Consider the following 24949-nt stretch of genomic DNA (forward strand, 5'->3'; position numbering starts at 1 on the left):
CAAGGCAGCGATGCTCAAGATCGCCCACGAACCCGAAGAACAGTCCGGTGCCTTGTTGATGCAGTGGTGGGATGGCCAAGGCGCCGCCGCGGTGCTCGAACACATCGATCACGCCGTATTGCTTGAGCGTGCTCAGGGGACCGCCTCACTGGCCGATCATGCTCAACACGGTCGCGACGAAGAGGCCACGCGCATCCTTTGCGCGGCGATTGCCCGCCTGCATGCACCACGGGACCAGCCGCTGCCGCCACTGGTCGAGCTACAACCCTGGTTTTCCGGCCTGTGGCCCGCCGCCGAAGAAAATGGCGGGCTGTACCGACGTTGCGCCGACATTGCCAGCCAGTTGCTCGCCTCCCCCGGCGAACAGAGGGTGCTGCATGGAGATATCCACCACGGCAACGTTCTCGACTTCGGCAACAGAGGCTGGCTGGCCATCGACCCCAAGCACCTCTACGGCGACCGCGCCTTCGACTACGCCAACCTGTTCTGTAATCCGACCCACGCTCTGGCCACCGACCCACACTGTTTTCAGCGGCGCTTGCAGATTGTATGCGAAACAGCCGGCCTGCCTCGTCAGCACATGCTGCAGTGGATCGTCGCCTGGTGTGGTTTGTCGGCGGCCTGGTTTCTCGAGGATGACTTGCACGAAGACGCCCGCACGCCCCTGCAGGTCGCGCAACTGGCACTGAACCTGCTGGAGGCAAGCAACTAATCGAAGCAGCATCGATCTGTAGATAAGGCACCCCATAGATGAGCCACCGCCATGAGTGAAGCGCAAAGCGGCAAAACCCCCGGCCTGTCTGCAGACGAAGAGCAGGAAGTCAGCCATAACCAGCCACCCCGCGCGGCGGTATTGCACGAGATCATTCGTTTCCAGGGTGACCAGGAGCTGGAGCGCACCATCGCCGCGCTGTTCTGGTCGGCGCTTGCCGCCGGGCTGAGCATGGGCCTGTCGCTGATGGCCATGGGGCTGTTCTATTCGCGCCTGCCCGAAGACGACAGCAGCCAGGTGATCGCCAGCCTGGGTTACTCGGCCGGATTTCTTGCCGTGATCCTGGCCCGCCAGCAACTGTTTACCGAAAACACCCTGACCGCAGTACTGCCGGTGATGACCGAACCTAGCCTGCGCAACTTCGGTCGCTTGCTACGTTTATGGTCGGTGGTACTGCTCGGCAATCTGGCCGGCACCATCCTGGTGTCCTATGTGATGCTCAACCTGCCGATCTTCGACAGCAAGACCGACGTCGCCTTCCTCGACGTCGGCCACAAGGTGATGGAAAACGACCTGAACCAGATGTTTGCCAAAGGCATCATCTCAGGCTGGATGATCGCCACCATGGTCTGGATGATCCCGTCGATGGAAAGCGCCAAGGCGTGGATCATCCTGATGATCACCTACCTGATGGCCCTGGGTGATTTCACCCATATCGTCGTCGGCTCGGTGGAAGTGTCCTACCTGGTCTGGGCCGGCGAAGTCAGCTGGACGGCATTCTGGCTGGATTTCGCCGCGCCGACCCTGATCGGCAACATCATTGGCGGCAGCTTCATTTTCGCCCTGATCAGCCACGCCCAGGTGCGTAGCGACAGCAGCAAGCCGCCCACTGCCCTACCCCGGCGTGACCGGCAAAAAGACCAGTCGGCAGGCAAGAACCCCTAGGGCTCTCGCGCCGCCAGCACCCGTTCGCCGCCCTGACGCAGCTCCCGTTGTGGCTTGGACTGCCACCAGGCCGGACCACTGTGCGGTTGATCGAGGCTGACCCGCTCGCCGATCTGCGGCGTGCTCAGCGATACCTGTGCGGCATTGGCCAACGCCAGGATGCGGTCGAACGGTTCATGCCAACTGTGGGTGGACAGGTCAAACGTACCGTTATGGATCGGCAGCAACCAGCGCCCGCGCAGGTCAAGGTGCGCCTGCAGGCTTTGCTCGGGCTGCATGTGTACATCGGGCCAGTTGACGTTGTAGGCGCCGGTTTCGATCAGGGTCAGGTCGAAGGGGCCGTACTGCTTGCCGATCTCCTTGAAGCCGTCGAAATAGCCGGTATCGCCACTGAAAAACACCTTCAACTGGTCATCGATCATCACCCAGGATGCCCACAGGGTACTGTTGCTGTCGAACAGGCCGCGCCCGGAAAAATGCTGCGCCGGGGTTGCGACAAACCTTACGCCTTCGACGCTGGTTTCCTGCCACCAATCCAATTGCCGGACCTTGCTCGCCGGCACACCCCAGCCAATCAGAATATCGCCCACCCCCAGAGGCGCAATGAAGTATTCGGCACTGTTGGCCAGTTGACGTATGGCCTGCTCGTCGAGGTGATCGAAGTGGTCGTGGGAGAGAATCACCGCGGTTAACGGCGGTAATTGGTCGAGCTTCAGTGGTGGCGGGTGAAAACGCCGGGGGCCGGCCCATTGCACTGGCGAGGCGCGCTCGGCGAACACCGGGTCGGTGATGAAGAAGCGCTCGCTCAGTTTCAACAGTACCGTGGAATGCCCCAAGCGCCAGACGCTATGATCCGGTGCTTCAAGCAGCTGCTGGCGGCTCAGGGGCTGCACGGCAATGCTGACACTGGGCCGGGTATCGGCGGGCTTTTTCAGGAGCAGGTATTTAAGGCCGATGCGCAGTTTTTTCATCACCCCGTCCTGGGGCAACTGCACCTGGTTGCGATAGCGCCCATCCTGGCGTTGCGCCGGTTCACCGGCCTGGGGAGTCAGCGGGGCCATGAGCAGAAACACTCCAAGGATGAAGATCAGTTTCATGGTACCCCACAGTGATTGCATCAACCGTGAAATGGCTTGTAAGGCCATTTTTCAATAGCCTGCGATTGTTCAACAATATTGACAGCATTTATGCGATAAACGGCGCCCCGGAATAGACCAGCATCCATGATGGAAAAGAAAAGCGGCAAGGGACTTTCATTTGTAAAGCGGATTTACCTGCCGCGCATCATCGGCCTGGGGATCGGCATGCTCAGCGTAATGGCCGGGATTTCAAGCCTGCCTGTGCCCTCATGGGCCTGGACCCTGCTGCTGTTCAACGGCCTGGTCTGGCCGCACCTGGCCTATCAAATCGCCCTGCGCGCCAACGTCCCGTACCACGCCGAGTACCGCAACCTGCAACTGGACTCGCTGATGGGCGGGTTCTGGACCGCCACCCTGCAGTTCAACCCGCTGCCCAGCGTGACGATCCTGGCGATGATGGCCATGAACAACTTCGCTGCAGGCGGCCAGCGTCTGTTCTTCAGGGGCCTGCTGATCCAGGGCCTGGGCATGCTGTTGTCGATCGCCCTGTTCGGCCCCGGGCTACAACTGCACGCAACCACCCTGCAAGTCTATGCGTGCCTGCCGATGCTGACGCTCTACCCCATGGCGGTCGGCTGGGTCTGTTATCGCCTGGCGATGAAGCTGTCTGAACACAAGCGCAGGCTAAGCGCCCTGAGCCGCACCGACAGCCTGACCGGCCTGCTCAATCATGGCTCATGGAAAGACCTGCTGCAGCTCAAGTTCCAGATCTGCCAGCAGCAAGGCCGCGAAGCGGTGATCGCAATCATCGACATCGACCACTTCAAAACCATCAACGATACCTACGGCCATGTCGTCGGCGATTGCGTCCTGCACCAGTTGAGCAATGAGCTCAAGCGCACCCTGCGCGATGATGACCTGGCCGGACGCTACGGGGGCGACGAATTTTGCGTCATTCTTCCGGATACCCGCCTGGAAGACGCCAGGCAGGCCATGGAACGCCTGCGCGAACGGGTCGGCAGCTACCGCAACCCACAGCTACCGGAGCTACACATCAGCCTGAGTATCGGCCTGGCCAGTTGCAGCGACGCCCTGCCCGACCCGGAAGCCTGGCTCAATGAAGCGGACAAAGCCCTGTATTGCGCCAAGAAAGGTGGCCGTAATCAGGTCAATTTCGCCGATTCGGACCTCACTGCGCTGAAGCTGGCCTATCCTGAGTGAACGTTCGTCCGCGCGGCCAGGCCGCAGGGATGCAGCTCAACAAGGACCAGCCCGAGTATGGACAGGATTGCCGATGCTCTGCCAGCCAGCCAACGCCCCAGCTTGCAAACACGCAAACTCATTGCCGCCATCGCGGCGTTGTTCGCACTTGCCTGTCTGATTGCCTTGGGGGCACTGTTCAATATCGCTGCCACGCTCAACACCAACGAGCGGGAAAAAAGCAGCTTCTACGCCCATAAGGCCCTGGAGCAGCGGCTGGAGTCATCCCGGCAGTTTCTTTCCAGTTACGCGGTATGGAACGCCGCTTATGATCACCTCAATGGCAGCGCCGACCTGCACTGGGCGTATGAAGAGAAAAACGTTGGCGACTCGCTGTACACCGCCAGCGGCTACGAGGGGGTGTTCGTCATCGATGACCAGACGACCAAGTACGCCCTGTTCAAGGGCCAGCTAAGCAAGGCCCCGGCCGATACCTATATAGAAAGCCCACTAGGCCCGATCCTCGCCAAGGCGCGCAGCGTCGCTGCCGAACGCCAGCAGATTACCGAACACGTGCTGTTCAACGGCTGGCCCGCAGTACTGGTGGCTGCGGCCATTCGGCCCGATGACGAAGTGCTGGGCATCGACCCGCAAACCACCTCGGTGATGCTCTTCGTTGATCAACTGACGCCGGAAAAACTCACCCGCCTGGGCAGCGGCGTCGGCCTGAGCGGCATGCACATCGAAAAAGCCGACGCGCCGCTGGCGGATCAACCCAGCCTGAAGCTTGGCGATACCGGCTACCGGCTTGACTGGATCACCCCGCGCCCCGGCGAACAATTGCTCTGGGCCGTGCTGCCGCCGTTGCTCGGCGCCATGCTGGTACTGGGTTTGCTGATGGTCTACTTCTTCCGCTACGCCTTGCGCACATCACAGGAAATCGACGCCAACCTGCGCAACCTGCAGGCTACTAACCAGGCGCTGGAAGCCAGCGAGCAGCGCTTTCGCGCAGTGGCCGAGGCCGCATCGGACTGGATCTGGGAAACCGACCGTCATCATCGCCTGAGCTACCTGTCCCAGCGCTTCGTCACCGTGACGGGCTTTCAGAGCGAGGACTGGCTCGGCCAACCGCTCAACCAACTGCTCAGTTGCGAGACCACGCCGCTGATACAGTGGCTCGACAACCAGGCCGATACCGACTCGCAGCAAGTTGCCAACCTGCGCTGCGCCTATCGCGACCAGAGTGGCCAGGTACGGTTTTGCCGGGTTTCAGCCCGCTCGATTGTGTTTGACGGCAAACTGGCCGGCTATCGAGGCACCGCCAGCGACATTACCGATGAAGTCGCTGCCCACGCGCGCATCCAGCACCTGTCGATGCATGATGCGCTGACGGGCCTGGCCAATCGCAACAAGCTCTCGCGTTTTCTCGACCAGGCCTTGCTCAAGGGCCCGGACGCTACACCGCTGACCCTGTTGTTGCTTGACCTGGACAGCTTCAAGCCGATCAACGACTCCCTTGGCCATCCCGCCGGCGACGCCGTGCTGCTGGAAGTCGCTGCCCGCCTGCGCGAATCGACCCGCGACGGCGACCTGGTGGCGCGCCTGGGTGGTGATGAATTCGTGCTGGTAATGAACGGCATGGACAGCCGCAACGAGATCGATCGCTTCTGTGCACGCTTGATCGACAGCCTGCACCAGCCGATCCACTACGAAGAACAGGCCCTGCACATCGGCGCCAGCCTGGGCGTGGCGCAGACGCGCCTGCAGGGCTTCGATGCCGGCGAGCTGATCCGCTGCGCCGATATCGCCCTGTATCAGGCCAAGGCAGAAGGCAAGAACACCTGGCGCTACTTCTCGCCAGAAATGAACAAGCAGATCCAGTACCGCCGCCAACTGGAAAACGACTTGCGCAAGGCACTGAAGAACGGTGAGTTTATCCTTCACTACCAGCCACGCTACCGCCTGGAAACCCTTGAGATCGTGTCGGTCGAGGCGCTGGTGCGCTGGCAGCATCCGGTCGAAGGCCTGCTGGGCCCGGACACCTTTATTCCCCTGGCCGAACAGACCGACCTGATCGTGCCCCTGGGCCGCTGGGTATTGCGCGAAGCCTGCGAGACCGCCCGCCACTGGCCGGAGGGCCTGCTGGTGTCGGTCAACCTGTCGCCCGCACAGTTTTCGCGCAGCGACGTGGTCAAGGATGTTCATGAGATCCTGGTCGCGACCGGATTCCCGGGCCAGCGCCTGGAGCTGGAGATCACCGAAAACGTCATGCTCAACGATATCGAAGGCGCGTTGAGCACCATGAATGCGCTCAAGGAGCTGGGCGTGCGCCTGAACATGGATGATTTCGGCACCGGTTACTCGTCACTGGGCTACCTGCGCACCTACCCATTCGACAGCATCAAGATCGACAAGCGCTTCATCGCCGGGCTCAGCAGCGACGGCAACGACCGCGCCGTGGTTCAGGCGATCATCAACCTGGGCAAGGCCATGGGCCTGACCGTCACCGCCGAAGGGGTGGAAACCGAGCAGCAACTCAAGGCCCTGGGCAAGGAGCAATGCCATGAGGTGCAGGGCTATTACTTGAGCAAGCCGATCGACAAGCTGGCCTTCGAAGCACTGCTGCAAGCCGGTGAGAACAGCCGCGCCGACGTCTCCTAGGCCGCAGGTAAACCAAGCCGGGCGCGTACCAGCTTGAGCAGGTTCGGGCCGACCTCGTCAAAACCTTTGTTCTGCGCCACGATCTGCACGCCTTCGAGCAGCAGCGTCAGTTCGAACGCTGCCTGCTCAGGCTCGGCGATCCCCGACGCTTCACATAAGCGCACCAGACGGGCCGCCTGACGACGCTTGTGCGCCTCGATCAGCTCGCGCGCCGGGCTGTCGCACACCGGTAGCTCTGCCAGTGTATTGGTATAGGCGCAACCACGGTGCGAAGAAAGCACCGGCTCCTGTACCAGAAACTCGGCAAAACCGAGGATCTGTCGCGCGGGCTGAGCGCTGAACTGCTCGGCCAAACGCCCCCAGACTTCGTCGTACTCGGCCATCATCAGACGCAACCACTCCAGTACCAACACATCCTTGGACTCGAAGTGCCGGTACACGGTCATCTTGGTGGTTTCGGCCTTCGCGGCAATGGCATCGACAGTGACGCGAGTGATGCCCTCGTTGAAAAACAGCTCGTGGGCAGCATCCAGGACCCGCTCGCGCGGGGGCAGACGGGCGATTCGTTGCGAACGCATGGGCTCACTCCAGTTGACGACGATACTAACAAGTATCACTCTATACTCATGAGTATCTTTCGATACCCATCGGTATTTTATCGTCAATTGTCACGGGAGTGCGCCATGAAGGTGAGTGAATATGTGCAATTCGATGCCATCGGCCTGGCCGAGCTTATTGCTCAAGGACAAGTCAGTGCCGATGAAGTGCTGGCAGCGGCGCAGCAGGCTATCGCCAGCGTGGAGCCAAAGGTCAATGCCCTGGCCGAACACTGGCACGACGAACCGCTGCCCGCCTGCGCCGAAGGACCGTTGTACGGCGTGCCATTTCTGATCAAGGACCTGGCCATCAGCATGCAGGGCCGCGCCCACGAGTTCGGCAGTCGCCTGGCGCAAGGCACCGCCAGCACGGCCGACTCGTTCCTGATGCAGCGTTTTCGCCGCGCCGGACTGCTCACCCTGGGGCGTACCACCACGCCGGAACTGGCCATCAGCACCACCACCGAATCGCGCCTGTGCGGCCCGACCCGCAACCCTTGGGACCTGAACCGCAGCGCCGGTGGCTCCAGCGGTGGCTCGGCGGCCGCGGTGGCCAGCGCCATGGTACCGGTTGCCCATGCCACCGATGGCGGCGGCTCGATCCGGGTACCAGCGGCGGCCTGTGGCTTGTTCGGGCTCAAGCCCGGGCGCGGGCTGATTTCCATGGGGCCATTCATGGACGAAGCCTGGAACGGCCTTGCGGTTCAGGGTGTGCTCAGCCGTACGGTGCGCGACAGCGCCCTGCTGCTCGATTGCATGGCCGGGGCGCAAGCGGGCGATCCGTACCCGCTGGCCCCTGCACAAGGCAGTTACCTGAGCGCGCTGAAGCAAGCACCTGGCACCTTGAAAATTGCCGTGCAGTGGCATCCGCTCAATGGCCGGCGCAGCAATCCGCTGATGGTCGAGGCGCTTCAGGGATTGGTCCGAACCCTGGAGAGTCTTGGTCACCACTGCCAGCAGGTAGACCTGGATATCGGTCTGTCGTGGGAGGCTTTCGTCGAGATGAACGCGCGCTTCTGGGGCAGCAACACCGCAGCCTGGCTTGATGCCCTGAGTGCCGAGACTTGCCGCCCGCTCAACGCTCAATGGCTGGAGCCGGCAACCCTGGCGCTGCACCGTTATGGCAAAGCACTGTCGGCTACCGAGCTGCTCGCGGCGATGGATCAGCGCAACCTGGTCAGTCGGAAACTGGGCGGGTTCTTCCAACGCTTTGACCTGTTGCTGAGCCCGACCCTGAGCGAGCTGCCGCCGGTCATCGGCGACTACAACGCAGGTCAAGAACAGGTCGATGGGCTGGGCTGGATGCACCGGGTATTCAATCACTCCCCCTTCACTGCCCTGGCGAACATTTGCGGTACGCCATCGATGTCGGTGCCGTTGTACCAGGATGCGGCTAGCGGCTTACCGCTCGGTATGCAGTTTACCGCGGGTGCAGCGGGTGAGCGTCTGCTGCTGAGCCTGGCCGGGCAGTTGGAACAGACGCTGCCCTGGAGCGGGCGGATCCCGCCAGTCTGGGCAGCGTCAGCTTGAAAAGCATCGCCGGCAAGGCCGACTCCCAGTGTAGATCGGCGTGCACCACCCCCTGTGGGAGCGGGCTTGCCAGCGATGCGCCCAGTGCGGTCTCGCCTCAGGCCCGCAACCGCCGCTGTGCGGCAATCTCCGGCAAATCCTTGCGGCGCAGGTAAATTCGCAGCGGCTCGGTAACATTGAGCCGCTCATCGACATTCTGCGCCAGCAGAACCTCGATCAAGGCACGGCTCAAGGTCATGATCTCGCCGTCACCGGCCTGCCAGACAAACTCGCTGCTGGGGGTGATGCTGTCGTCAGCCACGTCCATGCCGAACGAGTCTTCGCTGAAACGCACGATATGCTTGCCAAGCTTGCGGTGAAAACCGACAAAGCCCTTGAGCTGGTCGGCGGCGGCGCAGATGTCCTGGGATGTGATGTGCATGTCAAACCTCACTTGAAAAGGGGATTGGCACGCTGGGCGAAAGGGGTTGCGCTCTGGCGGGCAACTCGAGGTCAAGGTTAATGGAAATTCATCGCATCCGGTAAAGGATTTTTTCACCGAAGCAGCTGTTGCTCGCTAGACTTAACCTACTCAACGCCCTCCAGTAGTCAGCGAACGTGGATGATTCATGAGCACCGCCGTCACTTCAGATATCGCCACGATCAGCCGTATCAATGCAGTACCTGCCATCCTGCAGGTTATCTGCGAGACCACCGGCATGCGCTTCGCGGCGGTCGCCCGGGTTACCGACAGCAGCTGGACGGCTTGCGCCGTGCTCGACTCACTGGGCTTTGGCCTGAAAGTCGGCGGCGAACTGGAGCTGATCACCACCCTGTGCCACGAGATCCGCGCCAGCCACCAGACCATCGTGATCGACAAGGCCAGCGAAGACGAGCAGTACTGTAACCACCACACCCCGCGCATCTACAAGTTCGAGAGCTACATTTCCGTGCCGGTGTTTCGCACCGACGGCAGCTTCTTCGGCACCATCTGCGCCCTTGACCCTCTGCCCGCCGAGCTCAAGGGCAGTGCCATCCAGCCAATGATGGAGTCCTTCGCCCGCCTGTTGTCGATCCAGATCGAAAGCGAAGAGAACGTCCAGCAAACCGAACAGGCCCTGGAAGAAGAGCGCGCCATCGCCGAACTGCGTGAACAGTTCATCGCCGTGCTCGGCCACGACCTGCGCAATCCACTGTTCGCCATTACCGCAGGCGCCGAACTGCTCAGCCAGCGCCTGCAGGATGAAAAAAGCCGCGCCATCGCCCAGCACATCCTGACCTGCGGACGACGCGCCAACCAGTTGGTGCGCGATGTCCTGGATTTTGCCCGCGGGCGCTTGGGCAACGGCATCATGATCAACGTCCAGCCCTGCCCGGACCTGGCCGAAGCCCTCAGCCACGTGGCTTCGGAGCTGCAACGGGTGCACCCGGAGCGCTTGATACACCTGAACATCGGCAACCTCGGCAACATGCACTGCGACCGCGAGCGGGTCACCCAGTTGCTGTCCAACCTGATTGCCAATGCCCTGACCCATGGCGCTGCCGACAGCCCCGTGAATGTCATGGCGGACATCCGCGATCGGGTGTTCGTCCTCGGTGTGCACAATCAGGGCGAACCGATTGCCCCGCAGGTGATGGCGCAACTGTTCCAGCCCTTTTCACGACCACGTGACGATGCACCGCAACCCGGTCTTGGCCTGGGCCTGTACATTGCCAACCAGATTGCCCTGGCCCACGGCGGGCGCATGGAAGTGGTGTCGAGCGCCGAAGCCGGAACGCTGTTTACCTTCCGCCTGCCACTGGATCGAGTTGAGCCTGAAGCAGTTGCGCCAGCCACTCCATAAATACCCGCACCCGTTGTGGCAGGTGCAATTGCCCGGCGTAGAGCAATGACACCGGCATCGGTGGCGCATTGAATGCCTGCAGTACCGGCACCAGTTCGCCGCGATCCAGGAATTCGCGCAGCCCGGCAGCCGGCGCCTGAATCAGGCCAAGCCCGGCCAGGCAGGCACTTTCATAGGCTTCGGTGCTGTTGACCGTAATGCCCCCGGGCATGGCCTGGTACAGCGTCGCGCCGTCCTGTTCATACTCAAAGCCCGGGCTGCGCGCCCCCAGATGCTGCACATAGTGAATCAACCGATGGTTGGATAAATCCGCAAGGCTGGTCGGTGTACCAAAACGAGCCAGGTACGCGGGGCTGGCGCAATTGAGCATGCGCAGGCTGCCCAGGGGCCGGGCGACCAGGTTCAGGTCACTCAGCGTGCCGATGCGTAGCACGCAATCAAAACCTTCACGTAGCAGGTCGACCTGACGATCGGTGCAGCTGATCTCCAGCGTCAGGCCAGGGTGGCGGTCCATGAACTGCGGCAAGTTCGGCAGAATGATGCGCCGCGCCACCAAGGTCGGAAAATCGATGCGCAAACGGCCACTGAGCGTTGCCGCATCGGTGCGAAACAGCCCTTCGAGCTCATCCATTCGCGCCAACAGGTCTTTGCTACGCTCGTACAGGTGCAGGCCATCCTGGGTGGCCTGCACCCGCCGCGTGGTGCGATTGAACAGGCGCGCGCCGAGCAGCGCTTCCAGGGCCTGAACCTGTTCGGAAACAGACGAACGCGGTAGCCCCAGGCTCTCGGCGGCGTGGGTGAAACTCGACAATTCGCTGACCCGTACAAAGGTGCGCAGCAGTTCCAGCTTGTTCATGGATGAACGCTCAACTGTTCGGACTACCCGATCAGTATTTCCGATTTCCATGGATTTATCAGCCAGTAACCGACCAATAAACTCCTCCCAACTTCAGCCACCGGCTCGACCACGAGGACCACACCATGACCCGCAAACTCGCACTGATCACCGGCGCCAGCCGCGGCCTGGGCAAGAATACCGCCCTGCACCTGGCCGCCCAGGGCATCGACATCATCGGTACCTACAACAGCAAGGCTGATGAGGCCCAGGCACTGGTTAAAACCCTCGAGGCCAGCGGCGTGCGTGCGGCCATGTTGCAACTGGACGTGGGTAACAGCGCCAGTTTCGAGGCTTTTGCCCAGCAGTTGAGCGAAACCCTGCACAAGGTATTCGGCCGCCAGCACTTGGACTTTCTGGTAAACAACGCCGGCATCGGTATCAACGCGCCGTTCAGTGAAACCAGCGAAGCGCAGTTCGAGCAGCTGTTCAATATCCAGCTCAAGGGCCCGTTCTTCCTGACCCAGCGCCTGCTGCCGCTGATTGCCGACCAGGGCCGGATCGTCAACATCTCCACCGGCCTGACCCGCTTTGCCCTGCCCGGCTATGCCGCTTATGCCGCGATGAAAGGCGCCATGGAAGTGCTGACCCGCTATCAGGCCAAGGAACTCGGCGCCCGCGGCATTCGCGTCAACATACTTGCGCCGGGCGCGATCGAAACCGACTTCGGCGGTGGCGTGGTGCGCGATAACAATGAGGTCAATGACTTCATCGCCGGCAACACCGCCCTGGGGCGAGTCGGCCTGCCGGACGATATCGGCGCCGCAGTTGCCCTGTTGCTGGGCGATGGCGGCGGCTGGATTACCGGTCAGCGCCTGGAAGTGTCGGGCGGGATGTTCCTGTAAGCGCTCAATGCTGCACTTGGTCCTCGCGCACCTGCACGCTGGCGGTCATACCGGCGCTCAGGTTGACCCCATCCGGCACCTGATCGAGCTTGATCCGCACCGGAATGCGCTGGGCCAGGCGCACCCAGTTGAACGTCGGTTCAACTTCGGCGAGCAACTGGCTGTCAGGGTTGGCGTTGCGGTCGGTAATGCCGCGGCTGATGCTTTCGACATGCCCTTGCATCGGCTCGCCAGCGCTCATCAGCCAGACCTTGACCGGGTCGCCGACATGAATGCGCGGCAGCTTGGTCTCTTCAAAATAGGCTTGTACGTAAAAGGTCGAGTCATCCACCAAGGCCATCACCGATTGCCCGGCATTGACGTAGTTGCCTTCGGCCAGGCGCAGGTTGGTGATGTGCCCGCTACGCGGCGCCTTGACCTGGCTGCGCGCCAGGTTGATGGCCGCGACCTTGACCTCGGCTTGCGCCTCGCGCAGTTCGCCACGGGCAACGGCAGCATTGATCTGGGCGTTCTCGCGCAGTTCGGCGCTGATCGCCTGGGGCCCCAGGGCGGCACGGCGCGACGCTTCGTGTTCACGCAGACGCAGTTGCTGCTGGCGGGTTTCGGCCACGGCGTTGGCCTTGTCCAGGGCGGCTTCGAAGCGGTCGCGATCGATCGACATGAGCAGCTCGCCAGCTTTGACCTGCTGGTTGTCATGCACTTTCAGCTCACGCACCCAGCCGGACACGTCCGGGGCGATGATCACCACGTCGGCACGAATCTTCGCATCACGGGTCCAGGGCGTGAGCATGTAGTACTGCCAGAGCTTCCAGCCGGCAAATATGGCCACCGCCACCAGGCACAGGGTTACTGCGATACGTACAGCAGCACGCATGGTCACACTCCTTATAACGGCCCCAGCACGTGGGTCACCAAGGTCAGAATACAAACGAACAGCGCGCAGTCGAACAACGCCTCATGCCAGACCCAACGCCCCAACGGCGTGTAACGCAACAGCAGGCGCACCACGCCGGTCAGCAGCAAGGCCAACAACACATAAACCAGAAACGGGCTGAGCAGCACACCGCCCAGCGCCCATTCACGCAAGCCCATGGATTTCCTCCTGCCGACGGCACCACTTGCCCCAGCTCTTCTGCAATTGCAGCACGGCGCCAATGGCCAGGCGCAGCGGGTCACTGCCTGGAACATGTTGCAGCGCCTCGATGAACTGCTCGCTAGCCGCGTCCAGGCACTGGCCGCGCCCCGGGGCCGGGCCGCTGGCCAATACCGCTTCAAGTTGCTGCAGGTACTGGCGCTCGGCCGTGACCACCGGCGCTTGGGCAACCGCCAGGCACATGCGCAGGTGCAGCAGTTCGTCACCGATATCCAGGCCGTGCAGGCCATCATCCCAGCGCCCGCGCTCATGTTCGGGCAAGGCACTGTAATGCCGGGCCAGTTGCAGCAAGCGATCGGCCATGCGCCCGCCGAACCAGCTGTCGGCGCCCCGCAGCTCACGGCGGGTCAGGCGCACCAGGTCGCTCTGAGTGGCGGCGCGCAGGCGCTTGCCATGCCAGGCCGGGTTGCGCAGCACCAGCAACTTGAACGCCAGCACTGCGGCGCCGACGCCCATCAGCATGGCCTGGGCGCTATTGAAGAAGTTGGCGACATCGAAGCTCATGACATTCAGCGGCGCTACCAGCACGATAAAATGCAGGCAATAAGAAGTCGCGGTGGCGCCGATCTTCGGGTTGGCCATGCCCAAGGCGCCAAAGAACAGCGGCACGCCCATGGCCAGGCAGAGCATGGCAAAACTGCTGAGCTCCGGCAGCAAGATTTGCCCGACCACAAACGCCACCGGTATCGCCAGCAGGATCCCGCGCAAAAAGCTCATGCCGATCTGCGCGCCGTTCTCGCGGCTGGCGAATAAGCTACAGACCACGCAGGTCAGCACCAACCCACCGGGAGCCGCCTGCCAGGCAGTGGCCAGCCAGAAGCTGGCCATGGCCAAAAATGCCAAGGCGCTGCGCGAGCCGAACAGCAGGGCCAGCGACACATCGCGATGGGCAGCCAGGGCGTCGGGCACATCGGCGGCCGGTTTGCCCTCCTCCACCCCGCGCAAAGCCTGGGTCGCGGCCATGGCGTTATCCAGCAGCAAGGTCAGGCGCGCCAGGCAGTAGTGTTCGGCCGAGCTGATGCGCTCATCGTGGGCTGCATCCCAAACGCGCTGGCGCAGCAGCAACAGGCTGGCCTGATCGGGATGGGCCAACAGCGCCTGGACCTCCTCAAGCCAAGGGGCCATGTGCTGCGCCTGTTGCTCATCGAGTTGCCGCCATTGCCGACGCACCGAGCGGGAAATACGCAACAGCACCAGCAGCTTCTGGCTCAGCCCGCGAATCGCCCGAGCGCGCTGGCGGCCGAGGCTGCCTTCAAACCAGGCATGCTCGCGCTGGGAGTCAACGGCGACGATGCGCCCAAGAATCTCCAGCAGCCCCTTGCGCCCCTGTTCTTCGCCACTCAAGGCGGCACTGGCGGCCTGTAGCCCGCTTTGCCAGGCCTGGCGCGCCTGCCCGCTCAATTGTTGCTCGACACGCATGGGCCAGAGCAAGGCGCTGGTGGCCGTCGCGCAGACAATCCCCAGACAGATTTCGGTACAACGCGCCACCGCCTGGTCGAACACCAGCAGCGGATGGTTGATTGCCGGCAAGGCAATGATCGCCACCGTGTAACCGGCAAGCACGAACGAATAGGCCCAGGCACTGCGCAGCAAGGTCGAACAGGCGGTACACAGCGCCAGCCACAAGGCCAGGGCCAGCAAAAACAACCATGGGGTCTGGGCGAAGGCGCCGATGAACAACACCGACATGACGGTCCCGACCAGCGTGCCCAGCAGCCGCGCCAGGCCCTTCTGCACCACCATGCCCGACAATGGCTGGGCAACGATGAATGCCGTCATCAATGCCCAGGACGGCTGCTCAAGCCCCCAGCGCAGCGCCAGCCACAAGGCCAAGCCACCGCCAAGCAGCGTCTTGAGGGCAAATTGCACAGCGGATGTGTTTGGCGCCAGCAGGGCCTGCAACGTGATGGGCACGGGACGCACCTTGAACGACGGTGTTGTAAAGATAGTCAGGATGAAGCGAGAAGTTCAGGGCTCAATTATTAGCTAGCTAACTATTAATAGTCCAGTGCTTGATTAAAGGTTTTTTCACAGGCAAAAAAAAGGGGCGACCGAAGTCGCCCTAAATGCCTTGCGTGCCCGTGACTGGAAAGGATCAGCGCTCTTTGCGCTTGTTCGAATCTTTCCAGATGAAAATTCCGAATCCGACGAAGAACATCAGCATCAGACCGACTGTAATCACTCCAGCGATAACCACATTATCGAAGAACATGTCGGCCTCCATTTGCCTGCACCTGTCCGATGGGCTCTAAGGTAACGAATGGCTCGGGGAAGGAAATTGACCGAGGTCAATAGCGCCCGGAAGCGGGCGCGCAAGGCGGGTACAGGCTTGACCTGCATCAAGTTTTCAACGCTTCTTGGGTTTGCCCTTGGGCTTCTTCTTCGCCTTGCCCAGCGGCATGGCCTGCTCGAACGCCTGGCGAACTTCGTTCAGGCGCTTTTCATTGAGGTCGTGGACCCGGCGTGCACGTTCGGCACCGAGGTCGATCAGGTTGTCGTCTTGGCTCATGGTGGGCTCGGAAAGCTGACTGCAGTGCTGCAATGATGAAGGCTGCGGCCGGCGCTGACCAGTAGCGCTTGTATCCTCAGACTTCGATGTCCACCAGCAGCCCCTGGCGTGGCTGCTCGCCTATCAACGGCGCCACCGGTACGGTGTTGTCGGCGTTGACTTCATCGCCAGGCAGCGGTTGGTACAGTTCTTCATCCTGGCTCGACTGGCGCCTGCGGTGCTGACGGCGCTGCTCCTCACGCAAGAGGATCGCCGCCTGCTCCGGGTCACGCTGCTTGAGGTCGATTGTACTGTCGCTGGAAGTAGGCTGGGCCGGGACCACGGGCTTGATATCTGGCGTCGGCTTTACCGGGTCCAGTTGCTGGGTCACGGGTGCAGCGCTGAGCGGGATGAGGGGCGGCAGCATGGGATGATCTCCTGTCGCCAGTGTGTCGGCTGATGGCCATGGGCCTTGAGCCAGTGCCGGTAAAATGTGCGGGCCGCTTCACAATTGCCGGCTACTGATCGTCCGCCTCGTCCGCCGGGGTGGGTTGGCTTTCGCTCCACGGGCGCTTGAGCACCTTGTTCCAGACCTCGTTGAGGTGATCGCGCAACACTTGCGGCGCGCTCTTGAGCGACGGGCTGTCTTCACGCTCACCGCCAAAAGGCTCCTCGCCCTCGATGGCGATCAGCGACTGGCCATTGATAGCATAGCTGGCCTGGCCTTCCCGCAGCTCGACATGCAGTTCAAGGGGATCGACACCGCCGCCGCAAAAGGCGTGGCTGGCAACCGTCAGTTCGGCCAGGCCGTCGTTGTTGAGATCGCTGACGCCGCTGACATCGGTATAAAAGCCGACATCCAGGTCGAGCCCGGCGCAAGTAGTGTCGTTTTCGATTTTCCAGCGCGGCTTGAAGCTGTCATCGTCCTGGCGACCGTAGAGCGTGGCGCTGAGCTGCACCCGGTCAACGTCCTGATCGGTTTCTTCGTCACGGACCTGGTCATCGTTGCGGCTGAGCACCAGCAGGCCTTCACCTTCGCGGTCGCGGTAATGCACGCTCTGAACGGGCGATTGCACACCCAGCGCCTCAAGCTGCCCGGGGGGAATCGGCGCCAGTATTTCGAAAGCTTTCTTGTCACAGGCCCCCAGCAGTAGCAGTCCCGCCACGGCCAGCGTTCGGATGAACCACGGGTTGGAGATCGGCATGGCTGTATCGGGCCCTCAATGGCGACAGCGGTTTTCGTCGATGAAGTTGCTAGACTCTTTGGTCTGCACAGAGCTATCCGTTAAGATAGTCGGCTTTTTCATGGCGGGAGTCAGGCAGTATGGCGCAGCAGTATCAACCGGGGCAACGCTGGATCAGCGACAGCGAAGCCGAGCTAGGTCTGGGGACCGTTCTGGCACAGGACGGCCGCTTGTTGACCGTGCTCTACCCGGCCACTGGCGACACCCGCCAGTACTCCCTGCGCAATGCGCCCCTGACCCGGGTGCGCTTCTCGCCTGGCGATCAGATTACCCATTTCGAGGGCTGGAAGCTGACCGTGCGCGAGGTCGAGGACGTCGATGGCCTGTTGGTCTATCACGGCCTCGATGCCCAGAATCAGGCTCGCACCCTGCCGGAAACCCAGCTGTCGAACTTCATCCAGTTCCGCCTGGCCAGCGACCGCCTGTTTGCCGGGCAGATCGACCCGCTGCCGTGGTTCTCGCTGCGCTACAACACCCTGGAGCACACCAGCCGTCAGCTGCAGTCGTCGCTCTGGGGCTTGGGTGGCACCCGCGCACAACCGATTGCCCACCAGTTGCACATCGCCCGGGAAGTGGCCGACCGTATCGCTCCGCGGGTACTGCTGGCCGACGAAGTGGGCCTGGGCAAGACCATCGAAGCGGGCCTGGTGATCCATCGCCAGCTGCTGTCGGGCCGCGCCAGCCGCGTGCTGATCCTGGTCCCGGAGAACCTGCAGCACCAGTGGCTGGTGGAAATGCGCCGGCGCTTCAACCTTGAGGTTGCGCTGTTCGATGCCGAGCGCTTTATCGAAAGCGACGCCAGCAACCCCTTCGAGGATGCCCAGCTGGCGCTGGTCGCCCTGGAGTGGCTGACAGAAGACGAGAAGGCGCAGGACGCGCTGTTTGCCGCCGGCTGGGACCTGCTGGTGGTCGACGAGGCGCACCACCTGGTCTGGCATGAAGACCAGGTCAGCCCCGAGTACGCCCTGGTCGAGCAACTGGCCGAGGTCATCCCCGGCGTCCTGCTGCTGACCGCAACTCCGGAGCAACTGGGCCAGGACAGCCACTTCGCCCGCCTGCGCCTGCTTGACCCGAACCGTTTCCACGACCTGGCCGCCTTCCGCGCCGAAAGCGAACACTATCGCCCGGTAGCCGAAGCGGTACAGGAACTGCTCGACGAAGGCCGCCTGTCGCCCCAGGCCCACGCCACCATCGAAGGTTTCCTCGGTGCCGAAGGCGAAGCCCTGCTGGCCGCGGTCAACGATGGCGACACCCAGGCCAGCGCCCGCCTGATCCGCGAGCTGCTCGACCGCCACGGCACCGGCCGCGTACTGTTTCGCAACACTCGCGCCGCCGTCCAGGGTTTCCCTGAGCGCAACCTGCACCCCTACCCGCTGCCCAACCCCGACCAGTACATGGAGCTGCCGCTGGGCGAACACGCCGAGCTGTACCCGGAAGTGGCCTTCCAGTCCCAGGGCGAAGGCAGCGAAGAAGAGCGCTGGTGGCGCTTCGACCCCCGGGTCGACTGGCTGATCGACACCCTGAAGATGCTCAAGCGGGTCAAGGTCCTGGTGATCTGCGCCCACGCCGAAACCGCCATGGACCTGGAAGACGCCCTGCGCGTGCGTTCCGGTATTCCCGCGACGGTGTTCCATGAAGGCATGAGCATTCTTGAGCGTGACCGCGCCGCCGCCTACTTCGCCGACGAAGAATTCGGCGCCCAGGTGCTGATCTGCTCGGAGATCGGCAGTGAAGGCCGCAACTTCCAGTTCGCCCATCACCTGGTGCTGTTCGACCTGCCCGCCCACCCGGACCTGCTCGAGCAGCGTATCGGCCGTCTGGACCGGATCGGCCAGAAGCACACTATCGAACTGCACGTGCCGCACCTGCAGAACAGCCCGCAAGAGCGGCTGTTCCAGTGGTACCACCAGGCCCTGAACGCCTTCCTCAACACCTGCCCAACCGGCAACGCCCTGCAGCATCAGTTCGGCCCGCGCCTGCTGCCGCTGCTCGAAAGCGGTGACGATGACGAATGGCAAGCGCTGGTGGACGAAGCCCGCGCCGAGCGCGAGCGCCTCGAAGCCGAGCTGCACAGCGGCCGCGACCGTCTGCTCGAACTCAACTCCGGTGGCGCCGGTGAAGGCCAGGAGCTGGTCGAGGCGATCCTCGAACAGGACGACCAGTTCGCCCTGCCGATCTACATGGAAACCCTGTTCGACGCCTTCGGCATCGACAGCGAAGACCACTCGGAAAACGCCCTGATCCTCAAGCCGAGCGAAAAAATGCTCGACGCCAGCTTCCCGCTGGGCGACGACGAAGGCGTGACCATCACTTACGACCGCAACCAGGCGCTGTCACGCGAAGACATGCAGTTCATCACCTGGGAGCATCCGATGGTCCAGGGCGGCATGGACCTGGTACTGTCCGGCTCGATGGGCAACACCTCGGTGGCGCTGATCAAGAACAAGGCGCTCAAGCCCGGCACCGTGCTGCTGGAACTGCTGTACGTGAGTGAAGTGGTGGCCCCGCGCGCCCTGCAACTGGGCCGTTACCTGCCACCGGCCGCCCTGCGCTGCCTGCTCGACACCAATGGCAACGACCTGGCTTCGCGGGTGTCCTTCGAAACCCTCAACGACCAGCTCGAAAGCGTGCCCAAGGCCAGCGCCAACAAGTTCATCCAGGCCCAGCGCGACGTACTGGCGCCGCGGATCAACAGCGGCGAAGCCAAGATCATGCCGCGCCATGCCGAGCGTGTTGCCCAAGCGCAGCAGCGCCTGGCGGCGGAAACCGACGAAGAGCTGGCGCGCCTGACTGCGCTGCAAGCGGTCAACCCGACCGTACGCGACAGCGAAATCGAAGCCCTGCGCAAGCAGCGTGAACAAGGCCTGGCAATGCTGGAGAAAGCGGCGCTGCGCCTGGAAGCGATTCGGGTGTTGGTCGCCGGATAAACCGCGCCGTTTTCATCGCTGGCAAAGCCCGCTCCCACAGGATCTTTATCAACCTGCAGATTGCAGGCAAACATTGAACCTTGTGGGGGCCAGCCTTGCTGGCGATGAGGCCCCTCAGGCCTGCGCAAGTTTGCCCGCGCCCCCCTCACTGTCTGCCAGCATCCCTTCCCTCATCCTCTGCGCATCGCGGCTAAAGCACCGCGAGGCCAGCAGCAGGAACACCAGCGTCAGCATCAACGCCACCGGTATCAGGTACATTGCCCCATGCAGGCCTTCAGCCTTGAATGCCTCGCTCATCTGCACCTGCCCCGCCGCCTGCATCGCCGCCACGGCAAAATGGTCCGACAGCGCACCGACCACCACCGGCCCCAGGCCGCCGCCCAGCAGATAAAGCCCGGCAAAGAACAACGCCATCGCCGTCGCTCGCAGACGCGGCTGCACCACATCCTGAATCGCGGTGTAGACGCAGGTATAGAAGTTGTAGGCAAACAACCAGCCGACGCCGAACACAGCCACGAACACACCGATCTCGATCCGCCCGGCATGCAGCGCCCAGGCGGTGGCCAGGGTTGCAATCAGCATGCTCAAGGCGCCAAACAATAAGCGCCCATTGGCAAAGCGCTGGTGCAGCTTGTCGGCAATCCAGCCGCCAAGGGTCAGGCCCACCAAGCCGGTCAAGCCGACGATCACCCCGGTGGCCACCGCTGCCTGCTGCAGCGACAACAGGAAGTAACGCTGCAACATCGGCACCATGAACGAGTTGCACGCGTAGGTGGCGAAATTGAAAGTCAGGCCGGCCAGCACCAACCAGCAGAAGGTCGGCACACTCAGGACCCGGCGCAACGGCCGGTCCAGCGGCGCCTGGGAAATCGCCACCGGCTCCGCCGCCCCGCGCGCCGGTTCGCGAATCATGAACATGAACAGCGCCAGCAACAGCCCTGGCACCGCCGCGATGAAGAACGGCGCCCGCCAGCTGTCGAACGCCTGGACCATGGCGCCGATGCTAAAGAACGCCAGCAACAACCCCAACGGCAGCCCGAGCATGAAGATGCCCATGGCCCGCGCCCGTCGTTCAGCGGGGAACAGGTCGCCAATCAGCGAGTTGGCAGCTGGCGCATAACTGGCTTCACCAATGCCCACGCCCATGCGTACCAGCAAAAAACTCCAGAAACTGCCGACCATGCCGTTGACCGCCGTCAGCCCGCTCCAGGCCATCAGCCCCCAGCCCATCAACTTGCTGCGTGAGCCGTTGTCGGCCAAGCGCCCCAGCGGCAATCCGGCAATCGCATACACCAGGGTGAACGCCGTCCCGATCAAGCCGATCTGAAAATCGCTCAAATGCCATTCCAGGCGGATCGGCTCGATGATGATGGCGGGAATGGTGCGGTCGAAGAAGTTGAACAGGTTGGCCAGAAACAACAGAAACAGGATTCGCCAGGCGTTCGCCGCTTGAGTGGAGCTCTGCATCGATCAGTCCCTCGTTATTATTGTTCGGGGCTTTCCAGTACGCCGAGCTGAATCTAGAGGGCCCTCGACGATCTGTCTGCCATCATTGACCACACTGATACCGGGTAATTGTAAGCATTTGCAGTTTTAGAACCCGGCGCTATTGCCTCAATGACCAAATCGTAGGAGTCAATGTGCCATTAATCAGGATGGACTAATGCCGAGTTCCTATACTCCTGCAGAACGGTCTCCGAGCAGGCTATTGGGGGACGAGTGCACACTCGACTAAGAGGGATGCTATGGAGTGGCTGGGGCTAGAAATGCTCGCCGAACTTCCGGCAACCGGAAAGATCCTTCTCGATTGCAGGCATAACCCCTACCTGGTGCTGCTTGCATTCCTGATCGCCTGTGCCGGCAGCTTTGCCACCCTCGACATGGCCGAGCGCCTGAGCCACGTTGAGTTGCCCGCGGCTCAGCGGCGGTGGCGCCTGCTCGGTGCCTGCTGCCTGGCCGGCGGCATCTGGGCCATGCACTTCGTCAGCCTGCTGGCCCTGCAAACACCACTGGAAGTGCACTATGACGTCGCCCTGACCGGCGCTTCGCTGCTGATCATGCTGCTGGCCGGCTGGATGGCCATGAATACCCTGGGCCGCCAGGAGCTACTGCCGCGCCATTACCTGCAAGCGGCGGTGTGCTTCGGCCTGGGGATTATCGCCATGCATTACGCCGGCATGGCGGCTATGCGCTCCAGCGCCCAGCAGTTCTATCGTCCCGACCTGTTTGCCGCTTCCGTTGCCGCGGCCATCGCCACCAGCCTCGCGGCACTGCTGTTCGCCCGCTATTTGCGCAATGGCAGCGGCAGCCTCTATCAATTGATGAAGTACGGCGCCAGCGTGCTGATGGCTGCAGGCATTGTCGGCACCCATTTATTGGGGATGGCGGCATTGACCCTGGTGATCGCCCCCGATACCCCGCTGTCGCTGCCAGTCAGCGACAATAGCCTGCAACTGAGCCTGACCATTGCCTTCATTACCTTGCTGATCAGCGCCAGCAGCATCAGCGCCGCACTGTCGGACAAGAAGCTGCAAAGCAAGGAACACGACCTGCGCCGGGTCAACGTGCTGCTCAGCCAGCTCGACCAGGCCCGAGTCTCCCTGCAGCAGGCCGCCCATTACGATGCCCTGACCAACTTGGTCAACCGTCGTGGCTTCAATCAGGTATTCGCCGAGCGCCTGGCCGAACAAACGGCCAATGACGGCATGCTGGCGGTGATGTTTCTCGACATCGACCATTTCAAGCGCATCAATGACAGCCTCGGCCACGACGCTGGCGACGAGTTGCTCAAGGTGATTGCCGCGCATATCAAGATTGCCACCCGCAGCCAGGACGTGGTCGCCCGGTTTGGTGGCGATGAGTTCTGCATCCTTACTGCCCTGCACAGCCGCGACGAAGCCCGGCACCTGGCCCAGCGCATCATGCAGAAGATGAAGGAACCGATCGACCTGGCCGGGCGGCGCATGGTGATGACCACCAGCATCGGTATCAGTGTGTTCCCCGACGACGGCCGTACCTGCGAAGAGCTGCTGAAAAACGCCGACCTGGCCCTGTACCAATCCAAGGGCTGCGGGCGCAACAACCTGAACTTCTTCAATAGCAACCTGAAAACCCGCGCCACCCTCGAACTGCAACTGGAAGAGGAACTGCGTATTGCCCTGCTGGAAGAGCATGGCCTGCGCATTCACTATCAGCCGATTTTCGACCTGCATAGCGGTCAGGTTGCCAAGCTCGAAGCGCTGGTGCGCTGGCAACATCCACAGCACGGCCTGCTCAGCCCGGACCGTTTTATCGGTATTGCCGAAGCCAATGGCCTGATCGCCGAACTTGATCTGTGGGTGCTGCGCCATGCCTGCGCAGACCTGGCTCAGCTCATCCGCCACGGGTATGACGGGCTCAAGGTGACAGTCAACTGCTCGGCCTTGACCCTGGCCCGTGAAGAGCTGGGCCGTGAAATCGAGGATGCCCTGCGCCAGGCCGGGATCTCGGCGCGCCAGCTGGAACTGGAAGTCACCGAAAACGCGCTGATGGGCAACATTCACAACACCATCGCCCTGCTCAAGGGCATTCGCGCCCAGGGCGTATCGCTGTCAATCGATGACTTTGGCACTGGCTACTCGTCACTGGCCTACCTCAAGCGCCTGCCGCTGGACACGCTGAAGATCGATCGCTCGTTCATCCAGGAAGTGCCACGTTGCCGACCGGACATGGAAATCGTCCAGGCAATCATTGTCATGGCTCACACCCTGCACCTGCAGGTGATCACCGAAGGCGTCGAAAGCGTCGAGCAGTACCAGTTCCTCGCCCAGCAAGGCTGCGACTTCGTCCAGGGTTACCTGCTCAGCCGGCCAGTGCCGCTGGGCGAACTGCGGCCGATCCTTGGCGAGCTCAACCAGCGCCATCAGCAGAGGCAGAGCAGCTTCAATCCTTATGCCGGTACAGATCAATCAGCGTCGCCGGATCTTTTTGCAGATAGCCCTGACTACCATGCAAGCGCATCAATTGGGCGGCCAGGCCGCTGATCGGCGTCGCCGAAGCCTGTTCGCGGGAGAATTTCACCGCACTATCGAGGTCCTTGAGCAAGGTGCGCACGTGCCACTTGACCGGCTCGAAGCGGCTTTCGGCCATTTGCGGGGCGAGTATCTGCAGCGGCTTTGAATCAGCAAAACCACCGGCCAGCGCTTCGGCGATCAGGCTGGCATCGACTCCCGATTGCTCGGCCAGCGCCACCACCTCGGCAATCACCAGCGCGTTGCAGGCAACGATCATCTGGTTGCAAGCCTTGGTCACCTGCCCTGCCCCTACCGGCCCCATGTGCGTGACCCGCTGACCGAGGGTCAGCAGCACCGGGCGTACCCGCTCAAGGTCTGGCACCGCGCCACCGGCCATGATCGCCAGGGTGCCGGCTTCGGCGCCCGGGGTGCCGCCGGAAACCGGAGTATCGAGCCAGCTCATACCGGTCTTCGCTGCCAGCTCGCGGGCCATCTCGCGGGTGGCTGTCGGTTCGAGGCTGGAGAAATCCACCAGCAACTGGCCGGCCTTGCCGCCCTCGACGATGCCCTGTTCGCCAAACACCACCTCGCGCACCACCGCCGTGTCGGCCAGGCACAGCATCAACACATCGGCGTGCTGGCACAGCTCGGCCGGGGTCGCCACCTGGCGGGCACCGGCCTTCACCAGTTCGGCGCATTTGTCCGCTGAGCGGTTCCACACCGTCAGCGGATAACCCGCCGCCAACAGCCGCCGACACATCGGCAAGCCCATCAGACCGATACCGGCAAACCCCAACGAAGGACGTGCAGTGCTCATGTACAGCTCCAGACAGATTAAAGAAGTTGACTGATCGGACGA

Annotated in this window: 22 protein-coding genes (1 of these 22 cut by a window edge); 9 read left to right on the forward strand and 13 right to left on the reverse strand. The window is 62.4% G+C overall.

Translation table 11 applies throughout. From position 1 onward, the window contains the following. Nucleotides 1-712: the 3' portion of an aminoglycoside phosphotransferase family protein gene (locus BV82_RS20630; RefSeq protein WP_036996616.1), read on the forward strand. It extends 95 nt beyond the left edge of the window; only the last 712 of its 807 coding nucleotides appear in the window; its start codon lies beyond the left edge, outside the window; it ends in the stop codon at nt 710-712. A gap of 51 nt (nt 713-763) precedes the next feature. Continuing rightward, nucleotides 764-1657 (forward strand): formate/nitrite transporter family protein, encoded by an 894-nt coding sequence (locus BV82_RS20635; RefSeq protein ID WP_036996617.1) that lies wholly within the window; start codon nt 764-766, stop codon nt 1655-1657. Here BV82_RS20635 and BV82_RS20640 read toward each other — a convergent pair. Continuing rightward, nucleotides 1654-2754: an MBL fold metallo-hydrolase gene (locus BV82_RS20640; RefSeq protein ID WP_036996803.1), complete on the reverse strand. Its 1101-nt coding sequence runs from the start codon at nt 2752-2754 to the stop codon at nt 1654-1656. The two genes, BV82_RS20635 and BV82_RS20640, sit on opposite strands and share 4 nt — an antisense overlap. A gap of 129 nt (nt 2755-2883) precedes the next feature. On the opposite strand from BV82_RS20640, the gene BV82_RS20645 reads away from it, so the two are divergent. After that, nucleotides 2884-3957, forward strand: a complete 1074-nt coding sequence (locus BV82_RS20645; RefSeq protein ID WP_026001161.1) for a diguanylate cyclase — start codon at nt 2884-2886, stop codon at nt 3955-3957. A gap of 57 nt (nt 3958-4014) precedes the next feature. Then, nucleotides 4015-6597, forward strand: a complete 2583-nt coding sequence (locus tag BV82_RS20650; protein ID WP_036996619.1) for a bifunctional diguanylate cyclase/phosphodiesterase — start codon at nt 4015-4017, stop codon at nt 6595-6597. Here the strand turns inward: BV82_RS20650 and BV82_RS20655 are convergent. Next, nucleotides 6594-7175, reverse strand: coding sequence for a TetR/AcrR family transcriptional regulator (locus BV82_RS20655; RefSeq protein ID WP_010220522.1), 582 nt, complete (start codon nt 7173-7175; stop codon nt 6594-6596). The two genes, BV82_RS20650 and BV82_RS20655, sit on opposite strands and share 4 nt — an antisense overlap. Nucleotides 7176-7280: 105 nt before the next feature. Here BV82_RS20655 and BV82_RS20660 point away from each other — a divergent pair, with 105 nt between their 5' ends. After that, complete coding sequence (locus tag BV82_RS20660) at nt 7281-8723, forward strand: amidase (protein WP_036996620.1); 1443 nt, start codon at nt 7281-7283, stop codon at nt 8721-8723. Nucleotides 8724-8820: 97 nt separating this feature from the next. Here BV82_RS20660 and BV82_RS20665 read toward each other — a convergent pair whose 3' ends face one another. Next, the gene (locus tag BV82_RS20665; RefSeq protein ID WP_010221109.1) at nt 8821-9144 is read right to left on the reverse strand and encodes a DUF2025 family protein; all 324 of its coding nucleotides are present in this window, start codon (nt 9142-9144) and stop codon (nt 8821-8823) included. A gap of 187 nt (nt 9145-9331) precedes the next feature. Between BV82_RS20665 and BV82_RS20670 the strand changes: the two genes are divergently transcribed. Next, nucleotides 9332-10546 carry a GAF domain-containing sensor histidine kinase gene (locus BV82_RS20670; protein ID WP_036996622.1) on the forward strand — a complete coding sequence of 405 codons (1215 nt, stop codon included), beginning with the start codon at nt 9332-9334 and terminating at the stop codon, nt 10544-10546. On the opposite strand, the gene BV82_RS20675 is transcribed toward BV82_RS20670, so the two are convergent. Continuing rightward, nucleotides 10485-11402: a LysR family transcriptional regulator gene (locus BV82_RS20675; protein ID WP_036996623.1), complete on the reverse strand. Its 918-nt coding sequence runs from the start codon at nt 11400-11402 to the stop codon at nt 10485-10487. The genes BV82_RS20670 and BV82_RS20675 overlap by 62 nt on opposite strands. A gap of 125 nt (nt 11403-11527) precedes the next feature. Between BV82_RS20675 and BV82_RS20680 the strand changes: the two genes are divergently transcribed. Further along, on the forward strand, nt 11528-12286 hold the full coding sequence (locus BV82_RS20680) for an SDR family NAD(P)-dependent oxidoreductase (protein WP_010221106.1): 759 nt from the start codon (nt 11528-11530) through the stop codon (nt 12284-12286). Nucleotides 12287-12290: 4 nt separating this feature from the next. Here BV82_RS20680 and BV82_RS20685 read toward each other — a convergent pair whose 3' ends face one another. The 7 genes from BV82_RS20685 to BV82_RS20710 all read right to left on the reverse strand — a co-directional run bounded on the left by BV82_RS20685 (nt 12291) and on the right by BV82_RS20710 (nt 17132). Then, complete coding sequence (locus tag BV82_RS20685; protein ID WP_010221105.1) at nt 12291-13160, reverse strand: efflux RND transporter periplasmic adaptor subunit; 870 nt, start codon at nt 13158-13160, stop codon at nt 12291-12293. Nucleotides 13161-13171: 11 nt separating this feature from the next. Then, nucleotides 13172-13378 carry a DUF1656 domain-containing protein gene (locus BV82_RS20690; RefSeq protein WP_010221104.1) on the reverse strand — a complete coding sequence of 69 codons (207 nt, stop codon included), beginning with the start codon at nt 13376-13378 and terminating at the stop codon, nt 13172-13174. Next, nucleotides 13365-15353 (reverse strand): FUSC family protein, encoded by a 1989-nt coding sequence (locus tag BV82_RS20695; protein WP_036996624.1) that lies wholly within the window; start codon nt 15351-15353, stop codon nt 13365-13367. The genes BV82_RS20690 and BV82_RS20695 overlap by 14 nt, the downstream gene beginning before the upstream one ends. A gap of 181 nt (nt 15354-15534) precedes the next feature. After that, nucleotides 15535-15651 (reverse strand): cytochrome c oxidase subunit CcoM, encoded by a 117-nt coding sequence (gene ccoM / locus BV82_RS26545; protein WP_010221102.1) that lies wholly within the window; start codon nt 15649-15651, stop codon nt 15535-15537. 135 nt (nt 15652-15786) lie between these two features. Further along, complete coding sequence (locus tag BV82_RS20700) at nt 15787-15948, reverse strand: hypothetical protein (protein WP_010221101.1); 162 nt, start codon at nt 15946-15948, stop codon at nt 15787-15789. A 76-nt stretch (nt 15949-16024) separates the two neighbouring features. After that, complete coding sequence (locus BV82_RS20705) at nt 16025-16354, reverse strand: hypothetical protein (RefSeq protein WP_010221100.1); 330 nt, start codon at nt 16352-16354, stop codon at nt 16025-16027. 91 nt (nt 16355-16445) lie between these two features. Then, entirely contained in the window at nt 16446-17132 is a 687-nt protein-coding gene (locus BV82_RS20710) for a M949_RS01915 family surface polysaccharide biosynthesis protein (protein WP_036996625.1), read from the reverse strand. A 119-nt stretch (nt 17133-17251) separates the two neighbouring features. On the opposite strand from BV82_RS20710, the gene rapA reads away from it, so the two are divergent. After that, nucleotides 17252-20098: an RNA polymerase-associated protein RapA gene (gene rapA / locus BV82_RS20715; RefSeq protein ID WP_010221098.1), complete on the forward strand. Its 2847-nt coding sequence runs from the start codon at nt 17252-17254 to the stop codon at nt 20096-20098. A gap of 114 nt (nt 20099-20212) precedes the next feature. Here rapA and BV82_RS20720 read toward each other — a convergent pair whose 3' ends face one another. Continuing rightward, nucleotides 20213-21565, reverse strand: a complete 1353-nt coding sequence (locus tag BV82_RS20720) for a spinster family MFS transporter (RefSeq protein ID WP_036996626.1) — start codon at nt 21563-21565, stop codon at nt 20213-20215. Nucleotides 21566-21843: 278 nt separating this feature from the next. Here BV82_RS20720 and BV82_RS20725 point away from each other — a divergent pair, with 278 nt between their 5' ends. Further along, complete coding sequence (locus tag BV82_RS20725) at nt 21844-24120, forward strand: putative bifunctional diguanylate cyclase/phosphodiesterase (RefSeq protein ID WP_010221096.1); 2277 nt, start codon at nt 21844-21846, stop codon at nt 24118-24120. On the opposite strand, the gene BV82_RS20730 is transcribed toward BV82_RS20725, so the two are convergent. Further along, on the reverse strand, nt 24020-24907 hold the full coding sequence (locus BV82_RS20730; RefSeq protein WP_010221095.1) for an NAD(P)-dependent oxidoreductase: 888 nt from the start codon (nt 24905-24907) through the stop codon (nt 24020-24022). The genes BV82_RS20725 and BV82_RS20730 overlap by 101 nt on opposite strands. Nucleotides 24908-24949 lie beyond the last annotated feature (42 nt).

Origin of the sequence: Pseudomonas donghuensis, from assembly GCF_000696345.2 — a bacterium.
GTDB classification, from domain to species: domain Bacteria; phylum Pseudomonadota; class Gammaproteobacteria; order Pseudomonadales; family Pseudomonadaceae; genus Aquipseudomonas; species Aquipseudomonas donghuensis.